Raw genomic sequence first — 22671 nt, forward strand, 5'->3', positions numbered from 1 at the left:
AGAATGCCGGCAGCAAGGACGGAAGAGCGTCACGACAAGGCGGCGGGGTTGGATGTCATGCATCCGGCACTGGCGCTTCGCCTGCTTGCTTCCGGCCAGCAGGCCGCCGCTAGGGCCGTCGATTCCGCCATCGAGCCCCTTGCCGAGGCGGCCCGGATCGCCGCCGAGGCGCTCGCCGGCGGTGGCCGCCTGGCTTATGCCGGGGCGGGAAGTTCGGGCCTCATGGCCATGACCGATGCGCTGGAATTGCCCGGCACGTATGGCATCCCTCTCGACAAGATTATCGTGCTCCTGGCTGGCGGTGCGGCAAGCCTTTCCGATCTGGCCGGCGGTTACGAGGACGACACGGATCTGGCTCGCAAGGATGTGCGCAATGCCGGCATCGGGACGGGCGACTGCCTGGTCGCCGTTTCCGCCAGCGGGTCCACGCCTTATGCGCTTGCCGCAGCCGACGAGGCGCGCCAGCGTGGCGCCAGGGTTATCGCCATGGCCAACAATGCCGGTGCCCTTCTCTTCGGCAATGCCGATGTCGCGATCCTGTTGCAGACGCCGCCGGAAGTCATTTCCGGCTCCACCCGCATGGGCGCAGCCACGGCGCAGAAGATCGCCTTCAATATGTTTTCCACGCTTGTCGGTATTCATCTCGGCCATGTCCATGACGGGCATATGGTCAATCTGAAAGCCGACAACGAAAAATTGCGCGGTCGCGCCGTCCGCATAGTGTCCGATATTGCCGGGATCGATGCCGCGGAAGCCGGCCGCCATCTCGCCACCTCATACGGTTCGGTGAAGACCGCCATCCTGCTCGCCGCCGGCGCAAGGGACGCGGCCGAGGCGGAGGCCCTGCTTTCGCAAGCCGGACAAAACCTGCGCCGCGCCTTGTCCAGCCTTGCGGCACATTGACAACTGGGTTTCAAAACCGCGCCAAACCGGCGCATATAAAAGGGAGAACGGAATGACCCGCACGACTTTGAAAGGCTTGCTGCTTGCATCCAGCATTCTCGGCTCCGCCGGGCTGGCGCATGCGGAAGACGTCACGCTGACGATCGAAAGCTGGCGCAATGACGACCTCGCCATCTGGCAGGAAAAGCTGATTCCGGCCTTCGAGGCCAAGAATCCGGGCATCAAGGTAAAGTTCGCGCCGACGGCGCCGACCGAGTACAATGCCGCCCTGAACGCCAAGCTTGATGCCGGCTCGGCTGGCGACCTCGTCACCTGCCGCCCCTTCGACGCCTCGCTCGAACTCTACAACAAGAAGCATCTGGCTGATCTCACAGGCCTTGCCGGCATGGAGAATTTCTCGCCGGTCGCCAAGTCCGCCTGGACGACGGATGATGGTTCGGCCACGTTCTGCGTGCCGATGGCCTCGGTCATCCACGGCTTCATCTACAACAAGGATGCCTTCGACCAGCTCGGCATCGCCATCCCGACGACCGAGGCCGAATTCTTCGCAGCCCTCGACAAGATCAAGGCCGACGGCACCTTCATCCCGCTCGCCATGGGCACGAAGGACCTCTGGGAAGCCGCGACCATGGGCTACCAGAATATCGGCCCGACCTACTGGAAGGGCGAGGAAGGCCGCGCCGCCCTCATCAAGGGCGAGCAGAAGCTGACCGACGAAGGCTGGGTCGAGCCGTTCCGCGTTCTTGCCAAATGGAAGGATTATCTCGGCGACGGTTTCGAAGCCCAGACCTATCCGGACAGCCAGAACCTCTTCACGCTCGGTCGCGCGGCCATCTTCCCGGCCGGCTCGTGGGAAATCGGCCTGTTCAACACGCAGGCTGACTTCAAGATGGGCGCCTTCCCGCCGCCGGTCAAAGCCGCTGGCGACGCCTGCTACATCTCCGATCACAACGACATCGGCGTCGGCCTGAACGCCAAGAGCGCGCATCCGGAAGAAGCCAAGAAGCTTCTGACCTGGATCGCCTCGCCGGAATTTGCCGACATCTACGCCAATTCGCTGCCGGGCTTCTTCAGCCTGAATTCGACCCCGGTGAAGATGGCCGATCCGCTCGCCCAGGAATTCGTCTCCTGGCGCGAAAAGTGCAAGCCGACCATCCGCTCGACCTACCAGATCCTGTCGCGCGGCACCCCGAACCTCGAAAACGAGACCTGGGTGGAATCGGCCAATGTGATCAACGGTACCGATACGCCGGAAGCTGCCGCCGAGAAGCTGCAGAAGGGCCTCGACAGCTGGTACAAGCCTGCCGGCAAGTAATCTGGGTTCCAGGGGGCAATGCCCCTCACCCTAGCCCTCTCCCCGCATGCGGGGAGAGGGGATAACAGAGTTTGCGGCTTGTCCCTTCTCCCCGTTCGCGGGGAGAAGGTGCCCGAAGGGCGGATGAGGGGCTTCACGCGGTCGGATTCCTGACGCGAAAAGCAGAATCTCGTGCAAAAACATGTAATCTGAAAACACATCCTGCCAGCACCCCCAAGGCGCTGGTGATGGCATGCGCGGCGGGGACCGGCAGCGTAGCGCCTTGTCGTCCTGCGGCAATCACGAAGAACGGGTCGGAGCGGCTAAAGCCATGAGCAGCGCCATATCGTCAGAGGACATTATACAGGTTTCGGCACGGCCGAGACGCTGGCATATTCTCGTTTTCCTGCTTCCGGCCGTTATCGTCTATTCCGCCGTGATGATCCTGCCCCTGATCGAAACGCTGCGCCTGTCGCTGTTCAACACCGTCGATGGGCAATCGACCTTCGTCGGTTTCGGCAATTTCCAGGTTCTGTTCGGCGACGATCGCTGGGCCGCCGATTTCTGGCGGGCGCTGAAGAACAATTTCGTGTTCTTCGCCATCCATATGCTGGTCCAGAATCCGCTCGGCATCGCGCTTGCCGCCATGCTGTCGATCCCGAGGCTCAGGCTCGCCGCCTTCTACCGCACGGCGATCTTCCTGCCGACCCTGCTTTCCTTCGTCATCGTCGGCTTCATCTGGAAGCTGATCCTGTCGCCGATCTGGGGCATCACGCCTTTCTTCATGGACCTGGTCGGCCTGAAAGCCTTTTTCGGCCCCTGGCTCGGCAAGCCCGGATCGGCGCTGATTGCCGTATCGCTGATCTCCGTCTGGCAGAATGTCGGCATCCCGATGATGCTGATCTATGCGGCCCTTCTCACTATTCCCGACGAGGTGATCGAGGCCGCCGAATGCGACGGCATTACCGGCTGGGGCCAGTTCTGGAAAATTAAGCTGCCATTGGTCCTGCCGGCGATCGGCATGGTTTCGATTTTGACCTTCGTCGGCAATTTCAATGCCTTCGACCTGATCTACACGGTTCAGGGCGCGCTTGCCGGACCGGATGGGGCGACCGATATTCTGGGCACGCTGCTCTACCGCACCTTCTTCGGCTTCCAGTTGCAACTGGGCGACCGCTCCATGGGCGCGACCATCGCTACGGTGATGTTCCTGATCATCCTTGCCGGCGTCTCGCTCTATCTCTTCGGCATCCAGCGGCGCGTCCGCCGCTATCAGTTCTAAGGGGGACGGATCCATGTCGAAAGCACGCATGTCGCCGCTGCGCACCAGTTTCGTGCATCTGGCCCTGGCCGGCTACACGGTCATCGCCCTGTTCCCGGTTCTCCTGACCATCCTGAATTCGTTCAAGGACAAGAATTCGATCTTCCGCACGCCGCTGGCACCCCCGACGGCCAAGAGCTTCAGTCTGATCGGCTACGAGACCGTGCTGAAGCAGGGCGATTTCATCGGTTATTTCCAGAACAGCCTGATCGTCACGGTCGTCTCGATCTTCTTCGTGCTCCTGTTCGGCGCAATGGCGGCCTTCGCGCTGGCGGAATATCGTTTCCGCGGCAATACGCTGATGGGCCTCTATCTTGCCATCGGCATCATGATCCCGATCCGGCTCGGCACCGTCGCCATCCTGCAGGGCATGGTCGCCGCCGGACTGGTCAATACGCTGACGGCACTGATCCTCGTCTACACAGCGCAGGGCCTGCCGCTCGCCATCTTCATCCTGTCGGAGTTCATGCGCACAGTTTCCGACGACCTGAAGAATGCCGGCCGCATCGACGGACTGTCGGAATATGCCATCTTCTTCCGCCTGGTCTTGCCGCTCGTGCGACCCGCCATGGCAACGGTCGCCGTCTTCACGATGATCCCGATCTGGAACGATTTGTGGTTCCCGCTGATCCTCGCGCCCGGCGAAGCCACCAAGACCGTGACGCTCGGCAGCCAGATATTCATCGGCCAGTTCGTCACCAATTGGAACGCGGTCCTGTCGGCCCTGTCGCTGGCGATCTTCCCGGTTCTGATCCTCTACGTCATCTTCTCGCGGCAATTGATCCGCGGCATTACCGCAGGAGCAGTCAAGTAATGAACAAGCCCATCCGCGTCCTCGTCGCCGGTCTTGGCAATATGGGCCGCAGCCATGCGCTCGCCTATCACAACAATCCCGGTTTCGAGATCGTCGGCCTCGTCAATCGCAGCAAGCCGGCGCTGGCCCCGGAACTTGGCGGCTACACGATCCATCCGGATTTCGAGGCGGCGCTCAAGGAACTGAAGCCCGATCTCTGCTCGATCTGCACCTATTCCGACAGCCACGCCGATTATGCGGTCATGGCCTTCGAGGCCGGCTGCGATGTCTTCGTCGAAAAGCCGCTGGCGACCACGGTGGCGGATGCCGAGCGCGTCGTGGCCGCTGCCCGCAAGGCCGGTCGCAAGCTTATCGTCGGCTATATCCTGCGCCATCATCCGTCCTGGATGCGGCTGATCGCCGAGGCCCGCAAGCTGGGCGGTCCCTATGTCTTCCGCATGAACCTCAATCAGCAGTCGAGCGGCCCGACCTGGGCGACGCACAAGGCGCTGATGGAGACGACGCCGCCGATCGTCGATTGCGGCGTGCATTATGTCGATGTCATGTGCCAGATCACCGATGCTAGGGCCGTCGAAGTGCGCGGCATGGGGCTGCGCCTGTCGAACGAGGTCGCGCCGGACATGTATAATTACGGCCATCTCCAGGTGCTCTACGAGGATGGTTCGCTCGGTTGGTACGAGGCGGCCTGGGGGCCGATGATCTCGGAAACTGCCTTCTTCGTGAAGGACGTGATGACGCCGAACGGTTCCGTCTCGATCGTCATGGACCCCAACGCCAAGTCCGACGACATCGACACGCATACCAAGACGGCCGTCATCCGCGTTCATCGGGCTGAGACCGGCCCGGACGGAAAATTCGTCCACAAGGACGAGGACCTGAAGATGGACGGCGAGCCCGGGCACCAGCAGCTCTGCGATCTTGAACAGGCCTATGTGCTGAAAGCCATCACCGAAAACATCGATCTCGAACGGCATATGGACGATGCCGTCCAGTCGCTGCGCATCTGCCTTGCGGCCGATGAAAGCGTGCGCACCGGCCAGCCGGTCAAACTGTAGCGAGCCCGCCCGTCCGGCGCCGGCGCCGGACGAAAGGCTGGGCGATCATCATAAAAGGGGCCTCTCGTGGGATCACTGCAACTGAAATCCATCCGCAAGGCCTTCGGCACCCACGAAGTCCTCAAGGGCATCGATCTCGACGTCAAGGACGGCGAGTTCGTCATTTTCGTCGGCCCGTCCGGCTGTGGCAAATCGACGTTACTGCGCGTCATCGCCGGCCTTGAGGATGCGAGTTCCGGCAGCGTCCGGATCGACGACCAGGAAGTGATCAACACGCCGCCCGCCAAGCGCGGCATCGCCATGGTCTTCCAGTCCTATGCGCTCTATCCGCATCTGACGGTGAAGGACAATATGGGCCTCGGCCTCAAGCAGATGGGCGCGCCGAAAGCGGAGATCGACGCCAAGGTGGGCAAGGCATCCGCGATGCTGTCGCTGGAACCCTATCTCGCCCGCCGCCCGGCCGAACTGTCCGGCGGCCAGCGCCAGCGCGTCGCCATCGGCCGCGCCATCGTGCGCGAGCCGAAGCTCTTCCTGTTCGACGAGCCGCTGTCCAATCTCGATGCGGCCCTGCGCGTCCATACGCGCCTCGAAATCGCCCGCCTGCACCGCAGCCTGAAGGCGACGATGATCTATGTGACGCATGACCAGGTCGAGGCGATGACGCTGGCCGACAAGATCGTCGTGCTCAATTCCGGCGTGATCGAGCAGGTCGGCTCGCCGATGGAACTTTACAACAGGCCGGCCAACACTTTCGTCGCCGGCTTCATCGGTTCGCCGCAGATGAACCTCATCGAAGCCGAACGGCTCGGTGATGGCGAGGCAAAGACCATCGGCATCCGGCCGGAGCATATTTCCCTGTCGCGCGAGAGCGGCGACTGGAAAGGCAAGGTCATCCATGTCGAGCATCTCGGCGCCGATACGCTCGTCTATCTGGAAACCGAAATGACCGGCCTCCTGACGGTCCGCCTGTTCGGCGAACATCGGTACGATGTCGATGAGATCGTTTACGCGACGCCCGACCGGGCGTCCCTGCACCGTTTCGGGGCGGACGGCCGGGCCTTGCGCTGATCTCTCGGGTCGGCACGCACGCAGCATCGTGCAGGCAACCTGCGTTGTGCGTCGCAACATCCGCTTGCGTGGTCGGCGATTTTAACATACAGCTGCGTTTGTATAAATTTTTGCGGTTGTCCGGGTGTCCCGCCCGGCGTACCGTCGTCACTGATAAATTTGATCTTCCGGCCGCCGGCGCTCTCCTTCTTCGACAGGGCCGGCCAGTGCCGGGCTTTTTGCATGGAACCGACGATGCGGATGAATCGACTGTACTTGACCGCGGCCCTGGCGGGGCTCGCCCTCCTGGCCGGGTGCCAGAAACAGGACGAGCAGGCTGCCCCTGCCGCCTTTCCGCCTTCGGCGGTCGCCGTCGTCACGACGAAGGCGGAAGCCCTGCCGATCACAAACGAGCTTCCGGGGCGCATCACCGCGACTCGTATCGCCGAGGTTCGTCCGCGCGTGTCCGGCATTGTCGTCGATCGGGTGTTCGAACAGGGCTCGATCGTCAAGGAGGGCGATGTGCTCTACAAGATCGATCCGGCGCCGTTCCAGGTCCAGGTCGATAGCGCCGAGGCCACGCTCGCCCGCGCCAAGGCCGTGCAGCTCCAGGCACGCCAAGCCGCCGAACGCCAGACGCAGCTGCGCAAATCCGGCGCGGCCGCCCTGCAGCAATATGACGATGCGATCGCACAGCTGGCGCAGGCCGATGCGGATGTCGCTGTCGCCGATGCCGGCCTCGCGACTGCCCGGCTCAACCTGCAATATGCCAGCGTCACCGCGCCGATCAGCGGCCGGATCGGCCGCGCGCTGATCACCGAAGGCGCGCTGGTCAGCGCCAACGGTCAGGAAAACCTGGCAACGATCCAGCAGCTCGATCCTGTTTATGCCGACTTCACCCAGTCGGCCACGGATCTGATCCGCCTGCGAAAGGCGATGCGGGAAGGCAAGCTGATGACGGCGAGGGACGAGGCCTCGGTGCAGCTGATGCTCGACGATGGCACGCTCTACGATCACAAGGGCAAGCTTTTGTTCTCGGAAGCCGCAGTCGATGCGACGACCGGACAGGTGACACTGCGCGGCGAGTTTCCCAATCCGGACGGCAATCTTCTGCCCGGCATGTATGTGCGCGTGCAGATCCAGCAGGGCGTCGAGGAAAACGCCATTGCCGTTCCGCAGCAGTCCGTCCAGCGCACTAGCGGCGGCCAGTCGCAGGTCTATGTCGTCAATGCCGAAAACAAGGTGGAGTTCCGCAACATCACCCTTGGCCGCACTGCCGGCAATCGCTGGATCGTGACCGACGGTCTGAAGCCCGACGAGAAAGTGATCGTCGAAGGTTTCCAGAAGATCGGCCCCGGAGCAGAAGTCGTTCCGTCCGAATGGAATCCGGACGCCAAGCCGGCCGCGGATGCGGCCAAGGCCGAGCCTGCAAAGGCGGAAGCCGGCAAGGGCGAGACGGCGCCGGCCGAGGGCGAAAAGCCCGCAGCCGAGCAGAAATGAGGACTGCAGGATGCCAAGTTTCTTCATAGACAGGCCGATTTTTGCCTGGGTCGTCGCCATTTTCATCATGGTGGCAGGCGCCATCGCCATCCCGCAGCTGCCGATCTCGCAATATCCGGATGTGGCCCCGCCGCAGATCACGATCAATGCGAATTACCCCGGCGCCTCGTCGCAGGATACCTATCAGAGCGTGACGCGGCTGATCGAGGACGAATTGAACGGGGTCGATGGGCTCCTCTATTTCGAATCCACCTCCAGCGCTTCCGGCCGCGCCGAGATCAACGTCACCTTCGCACCGGGTACCGATCCGGGCGAGGCTGCCGTCGATGTGCAGAATCGCGTCCGGCGCGTGGAACCGCGCCTGCCCGACAGCGTCAAGCAGCAGGGCGTCCAGGTCGACGAGGCCGGGTCCGGCTTCCTCTTGATCATCGCGCTGACCTCGACGGACGGCTCGATGGATGCCATCGGTCTCGGCGACTACCTGAACCGCAACGTGCTGAGCGAAGTCCAGCGCGTGCCCGGTGTCGGCCGCGCCCAGCTCTTTGCCACCCAGCGTTCCATGCGCGTCTGGCTCGATCCGGACAAGATGTTCGGCCTCAACCTGACGGCCAGCGATGTCACGCAGGCGATTGGCGCGCAGAACGCGCAGGTCGCCGCCGGCTCGATCGGCGCGCAGCCGAACCCGATCACCCAGCAGATTGCCGCACCGGTGATCATCAAGGGCCAGCTCTCCTCGCCTGAAGAATTCGGCGCGATCGTCCTTCGGGCCAATGCCGATGGATCGGCAGTGCGCCTGCGCGATGTCGCGCGCATCGAGGCGGGTGGCGAAAGCTACGCCTTCTCCACCCGCCTGAATGGAAAGCCTTCGGCCGCCATTGCGGTGCAGCTTGCCCCGACCGGCAATGCCATGGAAACATCGGCGGCGATCAAGGCGCGCATGGACGAGCTTTCCGGCTTCTTCCCGGATGGCCTCGAATATTCGATGCCCTATGACACCTCGCCCTTCGTCAAGGTCTCGATCGAGAAGGTGCTGCACACGCTGATCGAGGCGATCGGCCTCGTCTTCCTGGTGATGTTCCTGTTCCTGCAGAATATCCGCTACACGATCATTCCCACGATCATTGTCCCGGTGGCGCTGCTCGGCACCTGCGCCGTCATGTATTTCATGGGTTTCTCGATCAATGTGCTGACCATGTTCGGCATGGTGCTGGCCATCGGCATTCTCGTCGATGACGCCATCATCGTCGTGGAGAATGTCGAGCGCATCATGTCGGAGGAGGGGCTGAGCCCCCGTGAAGCGACACGCAAGGCGATGAAGCAGATCACCGGCGCGGTCATCGGCATCACGCTGGTACTGGCCTCGGTGTTCATCCCGATGGCCTTCTTCCCCGGTGCCGTCGGCGTCATCTATCGCCAGTTCTCGCTCACCATGGTGGTGTCGATCCTGTTCTCGGCGCTGCTTGCCCTGTCGCTGACGCCGGCGCTCTGCGCCAGTTTCCTGAAACAGGTGCCCAAGGGTCATCATCACGCCAAGCGTGGTTTCTTCGGTTGGTTCAACCGCCTGTTCGATCGAACTTCGCATCGCTATAGCGGCTCCGTCTCCTGGATGATTCGCCGCACCGGCCGCTTCATGATCGTCTATCTGATCCTGCTCGTCGGTCTCGGCTATCTGTTCGTCAAGCTGCCGTCTTCCTTCCTGCCGGACGAAGACCAGGGCTTCGTCATCGTCATGATGCAGCTTCCCTCCGAAGCGACGGGCCACCGGACCGACGAGGTGATCGAGCAGACCGAAGCGATCTTCGGCAAGGAACCGGCGGTCGACACGATCGTTGCGATCAGCGGCTTCTCCTTCTTCGGTGCCGGGCAGAATGCGGCTCTCGCCTTCGTCACGCTCGACGATTGGTCGGAACGCGGGCCGGAAAATGCCGCCCAGGCAATTGCCGGCCGTGCCACCATGGCCATGAGCCAGATCAAGGATGCGATCAGCTTCGCGCTGTCGCCGCCGCCGATCCAGGGTCTCGGCACGACGGGCGGCTTCTCGTTCCGTCTGCAGGACCGCGGCGGTCTCGGTTCAACGGCGCTTGCCCAGGCGCGCGATCAATTGCTCGGCCTTGCCGCGCAAAGTAATGTCGTTGCCGGCGTTCGTTTCGAAGGCATGCCGGATGCCGCCCAGGCCAACGTCATGATCGATCGTGAAAAGGCCAATACCTTCGGCGTCACCTTCGCCGATATCAACCAGACGATCTCGACCAATCTCGGTTCCACCTATGTCAACGACTTCCCCAATGCCGGGCGCATGCAGCGCGTGACGGTGCAGGCCGACGAAGCTCAGCGCATGCAGATCGCTGATCTGCTCAACCTGACTGTGCGCAATTCGAATGGCGGCATGGTGCCTCTCTCCGCCTTCGCCACCGTCGAATGGGTGAAGGCGCCGACGCAGACCGTGGGCTACAACGGCTATCCCTCCGTCCGCATCAGCGGCGATACAAAGCCCGGTTACTCCTCGGGCGATGCGATCACCGAGATGGAGAACCTCGTCAAGCAGCTGCCGGCCGGCTTCGGCTATGAATGGACTGGCCAGTCGCTGCAGGAAATCCAGTCGGGCACCCAGGCGCCGATCCTGATCGCGCTCTCCTGCCTTCTGGTGTTCCTGTGCCTTGCGGCGCTCTATGAAAGCTGGTCGATTCCGGTTGCGGTCATCATGGTCGTACCGCTCGGGGTCATCGGGGCGGTGCTTGCCGTCACGCTGCGCGAAATGCCCAACGATGTCTACTTCAAGGTCGGCCTCATCGCCATCATCGGCCTTTCCGCGAAGAACGCGATCCTGATCATCGAGTTCGCCAAGGAGCAGATGGAGGCGGGCAAGTCGCTTCTGGAAGCCACCGTCGAGGCATCGCATCTGCGCTTCCGGCCGATCCTGATGACCTCCCTTGCCTTTACGCTCGGCGTCCTGCCGCTGGCGATCGCCACCGGCGCAAGCTCGGGCAGCCAGCGCGCCATCGGCACCGGGGTGATGGGCGGGATGATCTCGGCAACCGTGCTGGCCGTGTTCTTCGTGCCGGTCTTCTTCGTCTTCGTGATGAAGCTTTTCGGACGGATAAGACGTCGGCCGGCCGAGGAAACGGCCGGAACGGCAGCAACACCAGGTGAATGACGACGAGGGGCCCGCCGGCAAGGCGGGCCTTTTGTCGAGGAGTGGGCATGCGCAGGACAAAGGCCGAGGCAGAGGAAACACGCAGCAGCATCATTCGCGCGGCGGAGCGCGTCTTCTATGCCAAGGGCGTCTCCAATACGACGATGGAGGATGTCGCCAATGCCGCCGGCGTCACGCGCGGCGCCGTCTACTGGCATTTCTCCAACAAGACCGACCTGTTTCTCGAACTCTACAATTCCGTGCCGATGCCGCAGGAAGATATGATCGCCCGCGAGATCGAGCAGCCGGGGCGGGAGGTTCTCTGTCAGATCGAGAAGGCGGCGGGCGACTGGCTTGGCGAGCTGGCGGGAGACGAGCAGCGCCAGCGCATTTTTTCGATCTTGCTGCGCTGCGAATATGGCGAGGAGCTCATGCCGGTCCTCGAAAAACAGCAGGAAGTCGATGACAGGCACACGGCCTCGCTTGAAAGGGCTTTCTCCAGGGCAAGGAGCGAAGATGCTCTCGGCACGAGCTGGACGCCGCAATCCGCGACGCGGACCTTGCGCTGGATGATGAAGGGACTCTGTAGCGAATGGCTGCTGTTCGGCCGCCGCTTCGATCTGGAGGCTCAAGGCAGGGAAGGGCTGAAACATCTTTTCAGCAGCTTCCGGGAGAAGGCAGCCTCCATCGGCTCTCCCCCGGATTAAGACAATCCGGCAGACTGAGGGCGGCTTCCCGCCGTCAGTGCGCCTCGTCCCAGTTCTGCGCGGCGCGGGCATCGACCTTCAGCGGCACCTTCATGTCGAGCGCCGGCATGGCCGCGTTCTCCATCACCGAGACGACCAGCGGAATGGTGCGCTCGACATCCGCATCCTCGACCTCGAAGATCAGTTCGTCATGCACCTGCAGCAGCATGCGGGCGCGCTCGGACAGACCCGCCTCCTCCAGCGCCGGCTCCATCTTCACCATGGCGCGGCGAATGATGTCGGCGGCCGAACCCTGAATCGGCGCGTTGATCGCCGCCCGTTCGTTGAAGGCGCGATGCGAGGGGTTGGACGAGCGGATATCCGGATAATGCGCCCGGCGCCCGAAGATGGTTTCCACATAGCCGTTCTCGCGCGCGAAAGCCTTGGTGCTCTCCATATAGTCGCGGATGCCGGGGAAGCGTTCGAAATATTTCTTGATGTATTCGCCCGCTTCCGAGCGCTCGATCGACAGCTGGTTGGCAAGGCCGAAAGCTGAAATGCCATAGATGATACCGAAATTGATCGCCTTGGCGCGCCGGCGGATTTCGCTCGGCATGCCCTCGACCGGCACCCCGAACATTTCCGACGCCGTCATCGCATGGATGTCGATGCCATCGGAAAAGGCCTGCTTCAGCTGCGGGATTTCCGCGACATGGGCAAGCACCCGCAATTCGATCTGGCTGTAATCCGCCGAAACCAGCTTGTGTCCCGGCGTCGAGATGAAGGCGGTGCGGATCTTGCGGCCCTCGGCCGTGCGGATCGGGATGTTCTGCAGGTTCGGCTCGGAAGAGGAGAGGCGTCCCGTCGTGGTCGAGGCCAGCGCATAGGAGGTGTGAACCCGCTTCGTCTGCGGATGCATGAAGCCGGGCAGCGCGTCCGTATAGGTGGATTTCAGCTTGGTCAGCTGGCGCCAGTCGACGATCTTGCGGGGCAGTTCGTGACCTTCCGCAGCCAGTTCCTCCAGCACCTGCGCCGAGGTCGACCATTGGCCGGTCTTGGTCTTGGCACCGCCGGGCAGCCCCAGCCGGCCGAACAGGATATCGCCGAGCTGTTTCGGAGAGCCGATATTGAAGCTCTCGCCGACCAGCGCGTAGATTTCGTGCTCATAGCCGGCGGCACCCTGCGCCAGTTCGCCCGAAAGGCGCGACAGGATCTGCCGGTCGACGGTGATGCCGCGCTCTTCCATGCGCGCCAGAACCGGCACCAGCGGGCGCTCCAGCCGCTCATAGACGGTATTGAGGTTCTTCGCCGCAAGCCGGGGTTTGAGCACCTGCCACAGCCGTAGCGTCACATCGGCATCCTCGGCCGCATAGGCCGTCGCCTTGTCGATATCGACATGGTCGAAAGTAAGCGCCGATTTGCCGCTGCCGGCGATTTCCTTGTAGGGGATCGGCTGATGGCCGAGCCAGCGCTCGGAGAGCGAATCCATGCCATGCGTCCCGGCGCCGGCATCGGCGACATAGGACATCAGCATCGTATCGTCGAAACTGGCGATGCTGATGCCGTGGCGTCTCATCACCAGGTAATCATATTTGAGGTTCTGAGCGACCTTGAGGACGGACGCGTCCTCGAGCAGGTCCTTCAGCCGTTCCAGCGCAACGGTGATCGGGATTTGGTCGGGGGCCAGCTTCACGCCGTCGCTGAAAAGATCGTTGCCGCCGGTCTTGTGGAGAAGCGGTACATAGCAGGCGCGGATATCGAGACCGGACGGATCCTTCCGGTTGTCGGCGATCGCCAGCGAGAAGCCCACCAGTTCGGCCTGCATGGCATCGAGCGACGTCGTTTCCGTGTCGAAGCCGACGAGCCCGGTTTCGCGTGCGTCGGCGATCCACTGGTCGAGCGTGGCGACATCGCGGATCGTGACATAGGTGCTGCGGTCGATCTTCGCCGTTGCGAAAAGTGCCGCGCGCGACTGTGCCAATGCCTGTGGCGTCGCCGCATCGGCTCCGCTCCCGGCAAGCGCGGCGAGCGAGGTTGCCGCCTGCGCCGCCGTGCCCCGCGCCGGTGAATTCGCGGTCGACAGCGCCGATGGCGGTGGGGGAGAGGAAAGCTCGCCCTTGTCGAGATCAGGGCCATGCGCCTGCGCACCCCATTCGACCGGCACGAAAGCGGCCTCCACCGCCTCCGCGTCCGTCTCGGTCGCCGCCGCGACGCGGCGGGTCAGGCTGGTGAATTCCATGGCCTTCAGGAAGGCGACGAGCTTCGGCCCGTCCTGCGCATGCAGCTCGAAATCCTCGAGCGGCGTGTCGATCGGCGTATCGGTCTTCAAGGTCACCAATTGGCGCGACAGGCGGGCAAGTTCGGTATTGGCGATGATGTTCTCGCGACGCTTGACCTGCTTGATCTCGCCGGCGCGGGCAAGAAGCGTTTCGAGATCGCCGAATTCCTCCAGCAATTGCGCCGCCGTCTTCGGGCCGATGCCGGGAATGCCCGGCACATTGTCGGTGGAATCGCCGGTCATGGCCTGCAGGTCGATCATCTTCTCCGGCGGCACGCCCCATTTCTCGATCACTTCGGGGATCGAGATCTGCTTGTCCTTCATGCTGTCATACATCGACACATTGGCCGTAACGAGCTGCATCAGGTCCTTGTCGGAGGAAACGATCGTCACGTCGGCGCCGGCCGCCTCCGCCATCCGCGCATAGGTGGCGATCAGGTCGTCGGCCTCATAGCCCTCCTTCTCGATGCAGGGCAGGTTGAAGGCGCGGGTGGCATGCCGGATCAGTCCGAACTGCGGAATGAGATCCTCCGGCGGCGCGGTGCGGTTGGCCTTATAGAGATCGTAGAGCTCGTTGCGGAAGGTTTTCGAGGAGTAATCGAAAATCACCGCGAAATGGGTGGGTGTCACCCCGACCGACGTATCGCGCGCATCCGTCAAGAGCTTCCACAGCATGTTGCAGAAACCGGAGACGGCATTGACCGGCAGCCCGTCGGATTTGCGGTTGAGCGGCGGAATGGCATGGAACGCCCGGAAGATGAAGCCGGAGCCGTCGATGAGGAAGAGATGATCGCCTTTTTTCATGGCCACAGGGATAGCGCGGGCCGCGATGGGCGTCCATATTTCATTGGTGCGGCATGGGAATTTTATGGCGCTCGGCGCCCGTGCCCAAGGTTACGAATTTGTAATGACGCGGTTTCGCGTGCATCCCTTGAAAAGCCACATTTGCCACCACAAATGACAGTCAACGGCAGTCAAGCACGCCGTCGTCTGGTTGAAGGCCTGTCCCCCGCCGAAACCAGATGCAAGGACAAAGGCCTATCCCCCCTCTCCGGGCCTTTGTCCAATTCTGACAAGACCGCCGTGGCCCCGCCTCCGCCACGGCGGTTTTTGTTTGTCGGCGGGGTGATCACATCACCGTGAAAGAGGGGCTTTGGCGGTGCATCGTCTGCAATGTAACTTGTGCTGCCGCATGCCGGGAGGTACCCATGGCTATGGCCTTCGACCGTATGGAGTCTGCGACATATTTGGCCAGTCTGCTGGCAAAGTCCCTCTCTCGCGCCCTGCAGGAGAGAGGCAATAAGCTCGGCTTCGCGCCCGGCCAGTTTCCAGTGCTCCTGGAATTGTGGAGCGAGGAAGGACTGACACAGAAGCAGCTTCTCGACCGTCTCGACATCGAGCAGGCAACGATGGCAAATACACTGGCCCGGATGGAGCGAGACGGACTTGTCGTCCGCAAGAAGCATCCGACCGACAGGCGCGCCCAGCAGGTTTTTCTCACCTCCAAGGCAAGGGACATGGAGACCGAGGCCAAGGAGGCGGCGCTGGCCGCCGATCAGTCGCTATTCACGGGCTTTCGCCGTTTCGAGCGCGAACTCATGCTGGAATATATGCGCATGGCAATCGCCAACGACACGCGGAACTGATGCCGGCCACCGTTCTGGCAGAACTGATGGTTCGATCAAAATATTTTGCTTCAAGCCGCCACGATCTTTGTCTAGGTTCCGCCCCGACAGGAAGGATCAACACATGACAGATACGGCCAGCATTCTCACCCGCGCAGACGACAATCTCCCGAAGTCTCTCGAAAGGCTTTTCGATCTGGTGAGAATCCAGTCGATCTCCACCGATCCCGCCTACAAGGCGGAATGCCGCAAGGCGGCGGAATGGCTGGTGGCCGAGTTGCAGGGCCTCGGCTTCACGGCCTCGGTGCGGGATACGCCCGGTCATCCGATGGTGGTCGCCCATCATGCCGCCGCCAAGCCGGGCGCCCCGCATGTGCTGTTCTACGGCCATTACGACGTTCAGCCGGTTGATCCGCTCGATCTCTGGGATACCGCGCCCTTCGAGCCGACGATCAAGGAACTGGCCGGCGGCCGCAAGGTCATTACCGGTCGCGGCACCGCCGACGACAAGGGGCAGCTGATGACCTTCGTCGAGGCCTGCCGCGCCTATAAGGAGACTGAAGGGGCGCTGCCCTGCGAGGTCACCATCCTGTTCGAGGGCGAGGAAGAATCCGGCTCACCGTCGCTGAAGCCGTTCCTCACCGCCAATGCCGCCGAACTGAAGGCCGATTACGCGCTGGTTTGCGATACCAGCATGTGGGACCGCGATACGCCCGCCATTTCCGCCGGCCTGCGCGGCCTGGTCGGCGAGGAGATCGTCATCACTGCCGCCGATCGCGACCTGCATTCCGGTTATTTCGGCGGTGCCGCGGCCAATCCCATCCATATTCTCACCCGCATCCTTGCCGGCCTCCACGACGAGACCGGCCGCATCACGCTCGATGGTTTCTACGACGGCGTCGAGGAGACCCCGAATGAGATCAAGGCTGGCTGGGAAACGCTCGGCCAGACGGCAGAAAAATTCCTCGGCGAGATCGGGCTCTCTCTTCCCTCAGGCGAAAAGGGGCGTTCGGTCCTCGAACTTACCTGGGCCCGGCCGACGGCGGAGGTGAACGGAATCTGGGGCGGATATACCGGCGAAGGCTTCAAGACGGTGATCGCCGCCCAGGCCTCGGCCAAGGTTTCGTTCCGCCTGGTCGGCGGGCAGGATCCGGACAAGATCCGCGCCGCCTTCCGCGCCTATGTCACCTCGAAAATCCCGGCCGACTGCTCTGTGGAATTCCACCCCCATGGTGGCTCCCCGGCGATCCAGCTTCCCTATGATTCGGCGCTCCTGAACATGGCCAAATCGGCCCTCTCGGATGAATGGCCGAAACCGGCCGTCGTCATCGGCATGGGCGGCTCGATCCCGATCGTCGGCGATTTCCAGAAGATGCTCGGCATGGAATCGCTCCTGGTCGGCTTCGGCCTGTCGGACGACCGCATCCATTCGCCGAACGAGAAATACGAGCTGCAGTCCTTCCACAAGGGCATCCGTTCGTGGATCCGTATCCTCGGCGCGCTTGCGGCTTGATCTGAAGAACTGACCACGCCACCCTTGACCCACCGGGCCGGGGGTGGTCTCATCCCGACGATGAGACTTTTTACGAGACAGACTTCCAGAAGCCTTGCTCCATGAGGATGGCACGCAAATTTGCCTGGCCGCTCATCGGGTTGGCGGCGATCCTGTTTTCGCTCTATGGCCTCTACCACGAACTGCACGGCCTATCGGTCGATGATGTGCTGGCAAGCGTCGAGGCCGTACCCCTGAGGGGCTGGATGCTGGCCGGCTGCGCAACGCTCGTCGCCTACGCGGCACTGGCTGCCTATGATCATCTGGCGCTGGAGCATCTCGGACACCGCATTTCGCTCTGGTTCATCACCGTCTGCTCCTTCACGGCCTATGCCCTGTCGCACAATATCGGCGCCTCGGTGTTTTCCGGAGCTCTTGTCCGTTATCGCGCCTATGGTTCCAAGGGGCTTTCGGCCAGCGAAACCGGCATTCTCGTGGCGTTCTGTTCGTTCACCTTCCTGCTCGGAACAGTGACGCTCTCGGCCATCGTGTTGTTGATCGAGCCGGAGATCACCGCCCGTTTCGTCGATTTTCTGCCGGTCGAGGCCTCAGTCTCCACCGGCCTTGTCGTTCTTACGCTGATTTTGCTTTACCTGATCGGCAGCCTCGTCGGTTTCAAGCCGCTCAAGACTCGATGGTTTCGGCTCGAATATCCCAAGCCGTCACTGGTGCTACGGCAATTGCTGATCGCCCCGGTCGAATTGATCGGTGCGGCGGCGATCATCTATTTCGCCCTGCCGGAAGCCGGAAATCCGGGCTTCATGGTCATTCTCGGAGTGTTTCTCGCCTCCTTCTCGGCCGCATTGCTGTCCCATGCTCCGGGCGGGCTGGGCGTGCTCGAACTGGTCTTCATCGCCGCCCTGCCGGACATGGACCCCGCCGCCATCCTGGCGGCGCTGGCGATCTTCCGGCTCTTCTATCTGCTGATCCCTTTCCTGTTTGCGCTCGCCGTCGTGTTCGTCTTCGAACGCGCCCGGTTTCTGGATCATAGCCGGGGCGGCACCGGAGAAGACGAACGAAGCTGAGCGCTTACGAGGGCGGGGGGCAAGTTGCCGGAAGGGCCTTTTCGAAGGGAAGCTCGACCGCCTTCAAGGCGGCGCTTTCGATATGAAGCGGCGCGAACGGCGGCTCCTGGATGCCCGGATTGACGATGCGGGTCACGTAGCAGCCAGCAAAGACCTGTTCCTTTCCGCCTTTCTCCGTCGATTTCACGGCAACCGGTACCGGCGCATAAATGCTTCCTGCGGCCCCTTCCGGCTTCGCCGTGCCGATGATCACCTGTACATCCACCGTCCCGGCATAGCCTTCGATGAAGGATTTATAGTCGCCGGTTCCCTTCCGGTCGTCGAAATAGCTGTAGGCGCGGGCGTATTCCTTCCGGTTGATCGCATTGTAGAGCGAGCGGACCAGGGCTGGGCCATCGGACCGGTCATCGAGATAGGACGCCTGATCCTGCGCCAGGGCAGGCAGGCTGCTCGCCGCCGTTGCGACCAGAAGGGACGTAAAGAGGATTTTCATACGCATTGCTCCCGTTGTCCGGCAACAGTTTCAACGCGGATAAGGCGATTTGAGGATGTGAGGGAGATTTGCCGAAACAAAAAGGCCGCTCGACAAAAGCCGGCGGCCGGAAAAACAAAAAGGCCGGGAAAACCCGACCTTTCACAATGCACTTCGACACTTCGCCGGTACATCCGTGGTCAACCGCGGAAGCGCATTTCCCCGGCGCGTTCATCGCGCCAGATTTGATATTAGGCAGCCTGCAGGTTGTCAGCAGACATCTTGCCCGACTTGCGGTCCTTGACCAGCTCGAAGCTGATCTTCTGGCCGTCATTGAGGCCACGCATGCCGGCGCGCTCGACAGCGGAAACGTGTACGAACACGTCCTGGCTGCCGTCATCCGGCTGGATGAAACCAAAACCCTTGGTGGAATTAAACCATTTTACTGTGCCAGTGGCCATAACGATCCCTTTCTCTAGCAAATTATAGCGTACAACACCGTGAGATTACGGAGTCGTTTTTGTTCGAATCTGAAGGAAAGTTCGTCCGATTGCGCACTAAGTCGCAAAAACCAAAGTCATCTAACAAATATCGACCAAAGCCCAGATAAGTTACCTGCACATCGCCGTCAAGTTTTATTATCTTGATTTTCGGCGAACCGTTGATTTCATTGGCGCTTATCGACGCGAGTCCCACTGTGAGAGGGGATTTATTTCGTCCTGCGCCGATCGGATATCCCACCTGTGGTGACGGGCCGCCCACGGCGGCCCGTCCTCGTTTAGGCCTATTGAACGACCTGGACGACCGTATAGGTGTTGGGGTCGACGATGACCCTCTGGTCGTTGACGATCGTATAGGCATAGCGCGGATCTTCGGCGACCGGGGTCAGAACCACCTGGCGGGGAAGCGGTTTGCCGACGACGATTTCCTGCTCGATCGTCACGGACTGCGGAGCAGGCTGCTGCTGCACATAGGTGACGACCTGGGCCGGCGGCGGCTCGACGGCTGCACCCGCGACCGCGCCAACCACGGCGCCGACGCCGGCACCGACCGGCCCGCCGATAATGGCGCCGGTGGCCGCGCCGCCGACCATGCCGGTCGTGGCGTTCGAGCTGTCCTGGGCATAGGCATTGCCGGCGAGGGCGCCAGCAAGTGCGGCGGCGGCGATGATCATCCTGTTCATCTTTTTCTCCTTCATGGTTTCACCGGCAAGGAAATGCGCCTGCCGAGGCTTTGGTTCCACGCTGGCCGGACCCGGCGCGTGCCGGGTAAGCGGGCGAGCCGCTCGCAGGGGGCGCGGTTAACGCCCCCTTAGTGGCATGTTCTTGATTCCGTTGAAGGCCGTTACCGCTCCCGAAATTGAACGACCGATTCGGGGGTAAGCAATCAAATCCGATTTGTTTGCCTAATCATTCTCCGCCGCACGGCGTAGGATCTTAAAACCGCAACATCACCTCACCACTCAACCTGCCGGCACCGCTGGCGGGCGAGCATTGCTGCGCAGAAAGGCACCCATGAGAATCCTCTATCTTCAGCCGATCGACGAGCCATCCGGGGGGCATCGGGCCATTGCCGTTTTCGACCTCGAGCTAACGCCGGAAGCAAGATTGTACGGCCTGCGTCTCCTGCGGATGCGCGACGGACGACTGCTGACATTCGCGCCGCAATCGGGTTCCAGGCGGGTGGCTACATTCGCCACTGAACTGGCCGCGCGGATCACCTCCCTTGCAATCGACGAGCACAAGGCATTGACAGCCCATGACAGCCAAAAAGCAGCCTAAGTCAGATCCCCGCCGACCGGCCTGGAAAGAGTTTCGCGCGTTCTGCAACATGCTCGCGGGAGATCCGGTTCTCATGCCACTCAAGGATGGCGTGCTGGACTGGGATAGCGTCACCCGCGACACCCTCACCAAGATTTCTCATTGGTCTGACATCGAGATCGACGACATGCCTCGCCTCGCGATTCTCACGGACAGCTTCGCTCGATTTATAGGGAAGGGGGAAGACGCCTCGGTCGTTACCGCGTGGCGCGACGGCACACCTGAAATCCGCCAGATCGACGGGGAGCCATGTATTCGAGCCGTCGACCTGATCGCGGAGGCAATCGCCGATGACGTGTCGCTGGAAGAGATGCTTGGTTTGCCTTTCGCCGAGCCGTTCGACGCACCAAAAGAACCGCCTTCCAAGATGCGCGCCGACCTAGATGCACTCGCGGAAAAGTTCGAGGCGCGCAACACACCAGTTGCGGCTAACGACAACTTGCCAGCGGACGAACGGCTGCTCCCTTACTTGGCGGCCTATGGCGGTCCAAATGCCATCATAACGGCCGGCGCTTTGTTTGGTGCCGTCGTCGATGGCGTTGCCGGCCAGATTCGCATCATGGACGACGGACGTGCACTGTTTGCCTCGCGGCTGGCCAGTAGGTACATCACGCTGCCGGTTAAGCCGAAGCGGCTGACGGCTACGCGGTTTTCCCTTCGTTCGTCCACAGCGATACCGCAGCGGGAATGGCTTCACGCCGCTCACTATATGCGGCGCTTTCTCACCGTGACGGTAGGTGCTGGCGGCGGCGGCAAGTCCGCTCACGCCGTCACCGAGGCGCTTGCAATGGTGACAGGTCGCCCTTTGCTGGATCCATATGGGCCGCTCACGAAGCCGCTCCGCGTCTGGTTGATCAATGCCGAAGACCCCGCCGACGAGATCGAGCGCCGTGTTACCGCGGCTGCCATACATTTTGGCATCAACGCCGAAGCAATAGGCGATCGGCTCTTTACCGATTCCGGTCGTGATCAGGAATTTGTAATCATGCGCCAGGAAGGACGCGACACAAAAGTCTGCGAGCCGATGATTGCCGACATGCTCGACGCCATCCGCCAAAATCAAATCGACGTGGTTGTCCTTGATCCGTTTGTCAGCAGTCACGAAGTCCCCGAGAACGACAACAGTCTCATACAGCGCGTGGCCAAGGCTTGGCTGCGGGTGGCCGATGAAGGAAATTGCAGCGTCGAGTTGATCCATCATGTCACCAAGGGCAACTTCGAAGTGACGGCCGATTCCGCGCGTGGCGGTGGTGCCTTGAAGGACAAGGCGCGTTCCGTCCGTACGATTAACCCCATGACGAAAGAAGAGGCAGAACGGGCCGGACTGGACGATCCGCATGGATATTTCCGGATTGACTTCGGCAAAGCCAACATGGTGGCTCGCACGTCATCCTCAGAATGGCGCCGGTTCGAGCCGGTATCGCTGGGGAACGGCAAGGGTCTACTGTCGGCGGGCGACAGCATTGGCGTTGTTGAGCCGTGGTGCTGGCCGACGCGGGACGCAATCGCTGAGCGGGCGGCGGCAGAGCGCTCCACGTTGATTTCCGACGTTCCTGCCGAGACGTTGGCGGGGCTGAAAACGAGACTTAGCGCAGGTGGCTACAAAGCCAGCGCGCAAGCGTCGTCATGGGCGGGAAAACTGGTTGCAGAGTTCTTCGACATTGACCTGACGATCAAGTCTGAGAAGCGCCGAGTGAAAGAGATGCTTGCCGCCTGGATTGACGCTGGGGAACTCGAAATCGTCCAACTGCAGGACGCCTATCGGAGAGTGACACCACACGTGAAACCCGTTGCGGCACCACCTGTTTGAGGTGCCGCAAAAGCAGTGCCGCAGTCTCACAAATACTTGCGGCACCACCCCCCAATCCCTTGTGGATGGGGGTGTGCCGCAGTGTGTTGTATAAAAAATAGTGGTGCCGCAAAACGGAGGTGCCGCACTACTGAAATTACAGAGCGATCCGGCGAGCCGCTTTGTCCGCGGACTTCCGATCCGTGCCATGCTGGTCTAAAATGTTCTGAGCATCCGTCATTTCAATGCGATGCTTCTGCGCGAATGCCTTCACGTCTTTCAAAGGCGTTGCCGCCTGCTTTTCTAGGGTCATCGTCTTCTCCTGGGAAGGGACGGCACTGGGCGCGGTCGGCGCGA

At 61.8% G+C, this 22671-nt stretch carries 19 protein-coding genes; 14 read left to right on the top strand and 5 right to left on the bottom strand.

Annotation, left to right across the window (positions count from 1 at the left end; translation table 11 throughout):
• Nucleotides 1–3: 3 nt before the first annotated feature.
• From ASD31_RS20775 to ASD31_RS20815, 9 genes are all read left to right on the top strand, one after another.
• A complete protein-coding gene (locus ASD31_RS20775; protein WP_056338587.1) occupies nt 4–903 on the top strand; it encodes an N-acetylmuramic acid 6-phosphate etherase in 900 nt (299 codons plus the stop codon).
• A 52-nt stretch (nt 904–955) separates the two neighbouring features.
• A complete protein-coding gene (locus ASD31_RS20780; protein WP_056338589.1) occupies nt 956–2218 on the top strand; it encodes an ABC transporter substrate-binding protein in 1263 nt (420 codons plus the stop codon).
• Between the two features lie 310 nt (nt 2219–2528).
• The gene (locus ASD31_RS20785) at nt 2529–3479 is read left to right on the top strand and encodes a carbohydrate ABC transporter permease (protein WP_056338592.1); all 951 of its coding nucleotides are present in this window, start codon (nt 2529–2531) and stop codon (nt 3477–3479) included.
• Between the two features lie 13 nt (nt 3480–3492).
• On the top strand, nt 3493–4332 hold the full coding sequence (locus ASD31_RS20790; protein WP_056338594.1) for a carbohydrate ABC transporter permease: 840 nt from the start codon (nt 3493–3495) through the stop codon (nt 4330–4332).
• On the top strand, nt 4332–5387 hold the full coding sequence (locus tag ASD31_RS20795) for a Gfo/Idh/MocA family protein (RefSeq protein WP_056338597.1): 1056 nt from the start codon (nt 4332–4334) through the stop codon (nt 5385–5387). The genes ASD31_RS20790 and ASD31_RS20795 overlap by 1 nt, the downstream gene beginning before the upstream one ends.
• A 66-nt stretch (nt 5388–5453) precedes the next feature.
• Nucleotides 5454–6455 carry an ABC transporter ATP-binding protein gene (locus tag ASD31_RS20800; protein WP_056338599.1) on the top strand — a complete coding sequence of 334 codons (1002 nt, stop codon included), beginning with the start codon at nt 5454–5456 and terminating at the stop codon, nt 6453–6455.
• Nucleotides 6456–6677: 222 nt separating this feature from the next.
• Nucleotides 6678–7934 carry an efflux RND transporter periplasmic adaptor subunit gene (locus ASD31_RS20805; protein ID WP_056339117.1) on the top strand — a complete coding sequence of 419 codons (1257 nt, stop codon included), beginning with the start codon at nt 6678–6680 and terminating at the stop codon, nt 7932–7934.
• Nucleotides 7935–7944: 10 nt separating this feature from the next.
• Nucleotides 7945–11088 carry an efflux RND transporter permease subunit gene (locus tag ASD31_RS20810; RefSeq protein ID WP_056338602.1) on the top strand — a complete coding sequence of 1048 codons (3144 nt, stop codon included), beginning with the start codon at nt 7945–7947 and terminating at the stop codon, nt 11086–11088.
• Between the two features lie 47 nt (nt 11089–11135).
• Nucleotides 11136–11774, top strand: a complete 639-nt coding sequence (locus ASD31_RS20815) for a TetR family transcriptional regulator (protein ID WP_056338606.1) — start codon at nt 11136–11138, stop codon at nt 11772–11774.
• A 34-nt stretch (nt 11775–11808) separates the two neighbouring features.
• On the opposite strand, the gene polA is transcribed toward ASD31_RS20815, so the two are convergent.
• On the bottom strand, nt 11809–14835 hold the full coding sequence (gene polA / locus ASD31_RS20820; RefSeq protein WP_056339119.1) for a DNA polymerase I: 3027 nt from the start codon (nt 14833–14835) through the stop codon (nt 11809–11811).
• Between the two features lie 410 nt (nt 14836–15245).
• Between polA and ASD31_RS20825 the strand changes: the two genes are divergently transcribed.
• The 3 genes from ASD31_RS20825 to ASD31_RS20835 all read left to right on the top strand — a co-directional run bounded on the left by ASD31_RS20825 (nt 15246) and on the right by ASD31_RS20835 (nt 18233).
• The gene (locus ASD31_RS20825; protein WP_056339121.1) at nt 15246–15677 is read left to right on the top strand and encodes a MarR family winged helix-turn-helix transcriptional regulator; all 432 of its coding nucleotides are present in this window, start codon (nt 15246–15248) and stop codon (nt 15675–15677) included.
• A 103-nt stretch (nt 15678–15780) separates the two neighbouring features.
• On the top strand, nt 15781–17169 hold the full coding sequence (locus tag ASD31_RS20830) for a dipeptidase (RefSeq protein WP_056338609.1): 1389 nt from the start codon (nt 15781–15783) through the stop codon (nt 17167–17169).
• Between the two features lie 101 nt (nt 17170–17270).
• Entirely contained in the window at nt 17271–18233 is a 963-nt protein-coding gene (locus tag ASD31_RS20835) for a lysylphosphatidylglycerol synthase domain-containing protein (protein WP_056338612.1), read from the top strand.
• 4 nt (nt 18234–18237) lie between these two features.
• Here the strand turns inward: ASD31_RS20835 and ASD31_RS20840 are convergent, their stop codons facing one another.
• From ASD31_RS20840 to ASD31_RS20850, 3 genes are all read right to left on the bottom strand, one after another.
• A complete protein-coding gene (locus ASD31_RS20840) occupies nt 18238–18732 on the bottom strand; it encodes a hypothetical protein (RefSeq protein ID WP_056338615.1) in 495 nt (164 codons plus the stop codon).
• A 224-nt stretch (nt 18733–18956) separates the two neighbouring features.
• The gene (locus ASD31_RS20845; RefSeq protein ID WP_056338617.1) at nt 18957–19166 is read right to left on the bottom strand and encodes a cold-shock protein; all 210 of its coding nucleotides are present in this window, start codon (nt 19164–19166) and stop codon (nt 18957–18959) included.
• Nucleotides 19167–19489: 323 nt separating this feature from the next.
• The gene (locus ASD31_RS20850) at nt 19490–19888 is read right to left on the bottom strand and encodes a DUF1236 domain-containing protein (protein WP_056339123.1); all 399 of its coding nucleotides are present in this window, start codon (nt 19886–19888) and stop codon (nt 19490–19492) included.
• Nucleotides 19889–20219: 331 nt separating this feature from the next.
• On the opposite strand from ASD31_RS20850, the gene ASD31_RS20855 reads away from it, so the two are divergent.
• The gene (locus ASD31_RS20855) at nt 20220–20486 is read left to right on the top strand and encodes a hypothetical protein (protein WP_056338620.1); all 267 of its coding nucleotides are present in this window, start codon (nt 20220–20222) and stop codon (nt 20484–20486) included.
• Complete coding sequence (locus ASD31_RS20860) at nt 20464–22335, top strand: AAA family ATPase (RefSeq protein WP_082520655.1); 1872 nt, start codon at nt 20464–20466, stop codon at nt 22333–22335. The genes ASD31_RS20855 and ASD31_RS20860 overlap by 23 nt, the downstream gene beginning before the upstream one ends.
• A 136-nt stretch (nt 22336–22471) precedes the next feature.
• Here ASD31_RS20860 and ASD31_RS26385 read toward each other — a convergent pair whose 3' ends face one another.
• Entirely contained in the window at nt 22472–22627 is a 156-nt protein-coding gene (locus ASD31_RS26385) for a hypothetical protein (protein ID WP_200952241.1), read from the bottom strand.
• Nucleotides 22628–22671: the final 44 nt, after the last annotated feature.

This window comes from Rhizobium sp. Root482 (assembly GCF_001426565.1).
Classification (GTDB): domain Bacteria; phylum Pseudomonadota; class Alphaproteobacteria; order Rhizobiales; family Rhizobiaceae; genus Pararhizobium.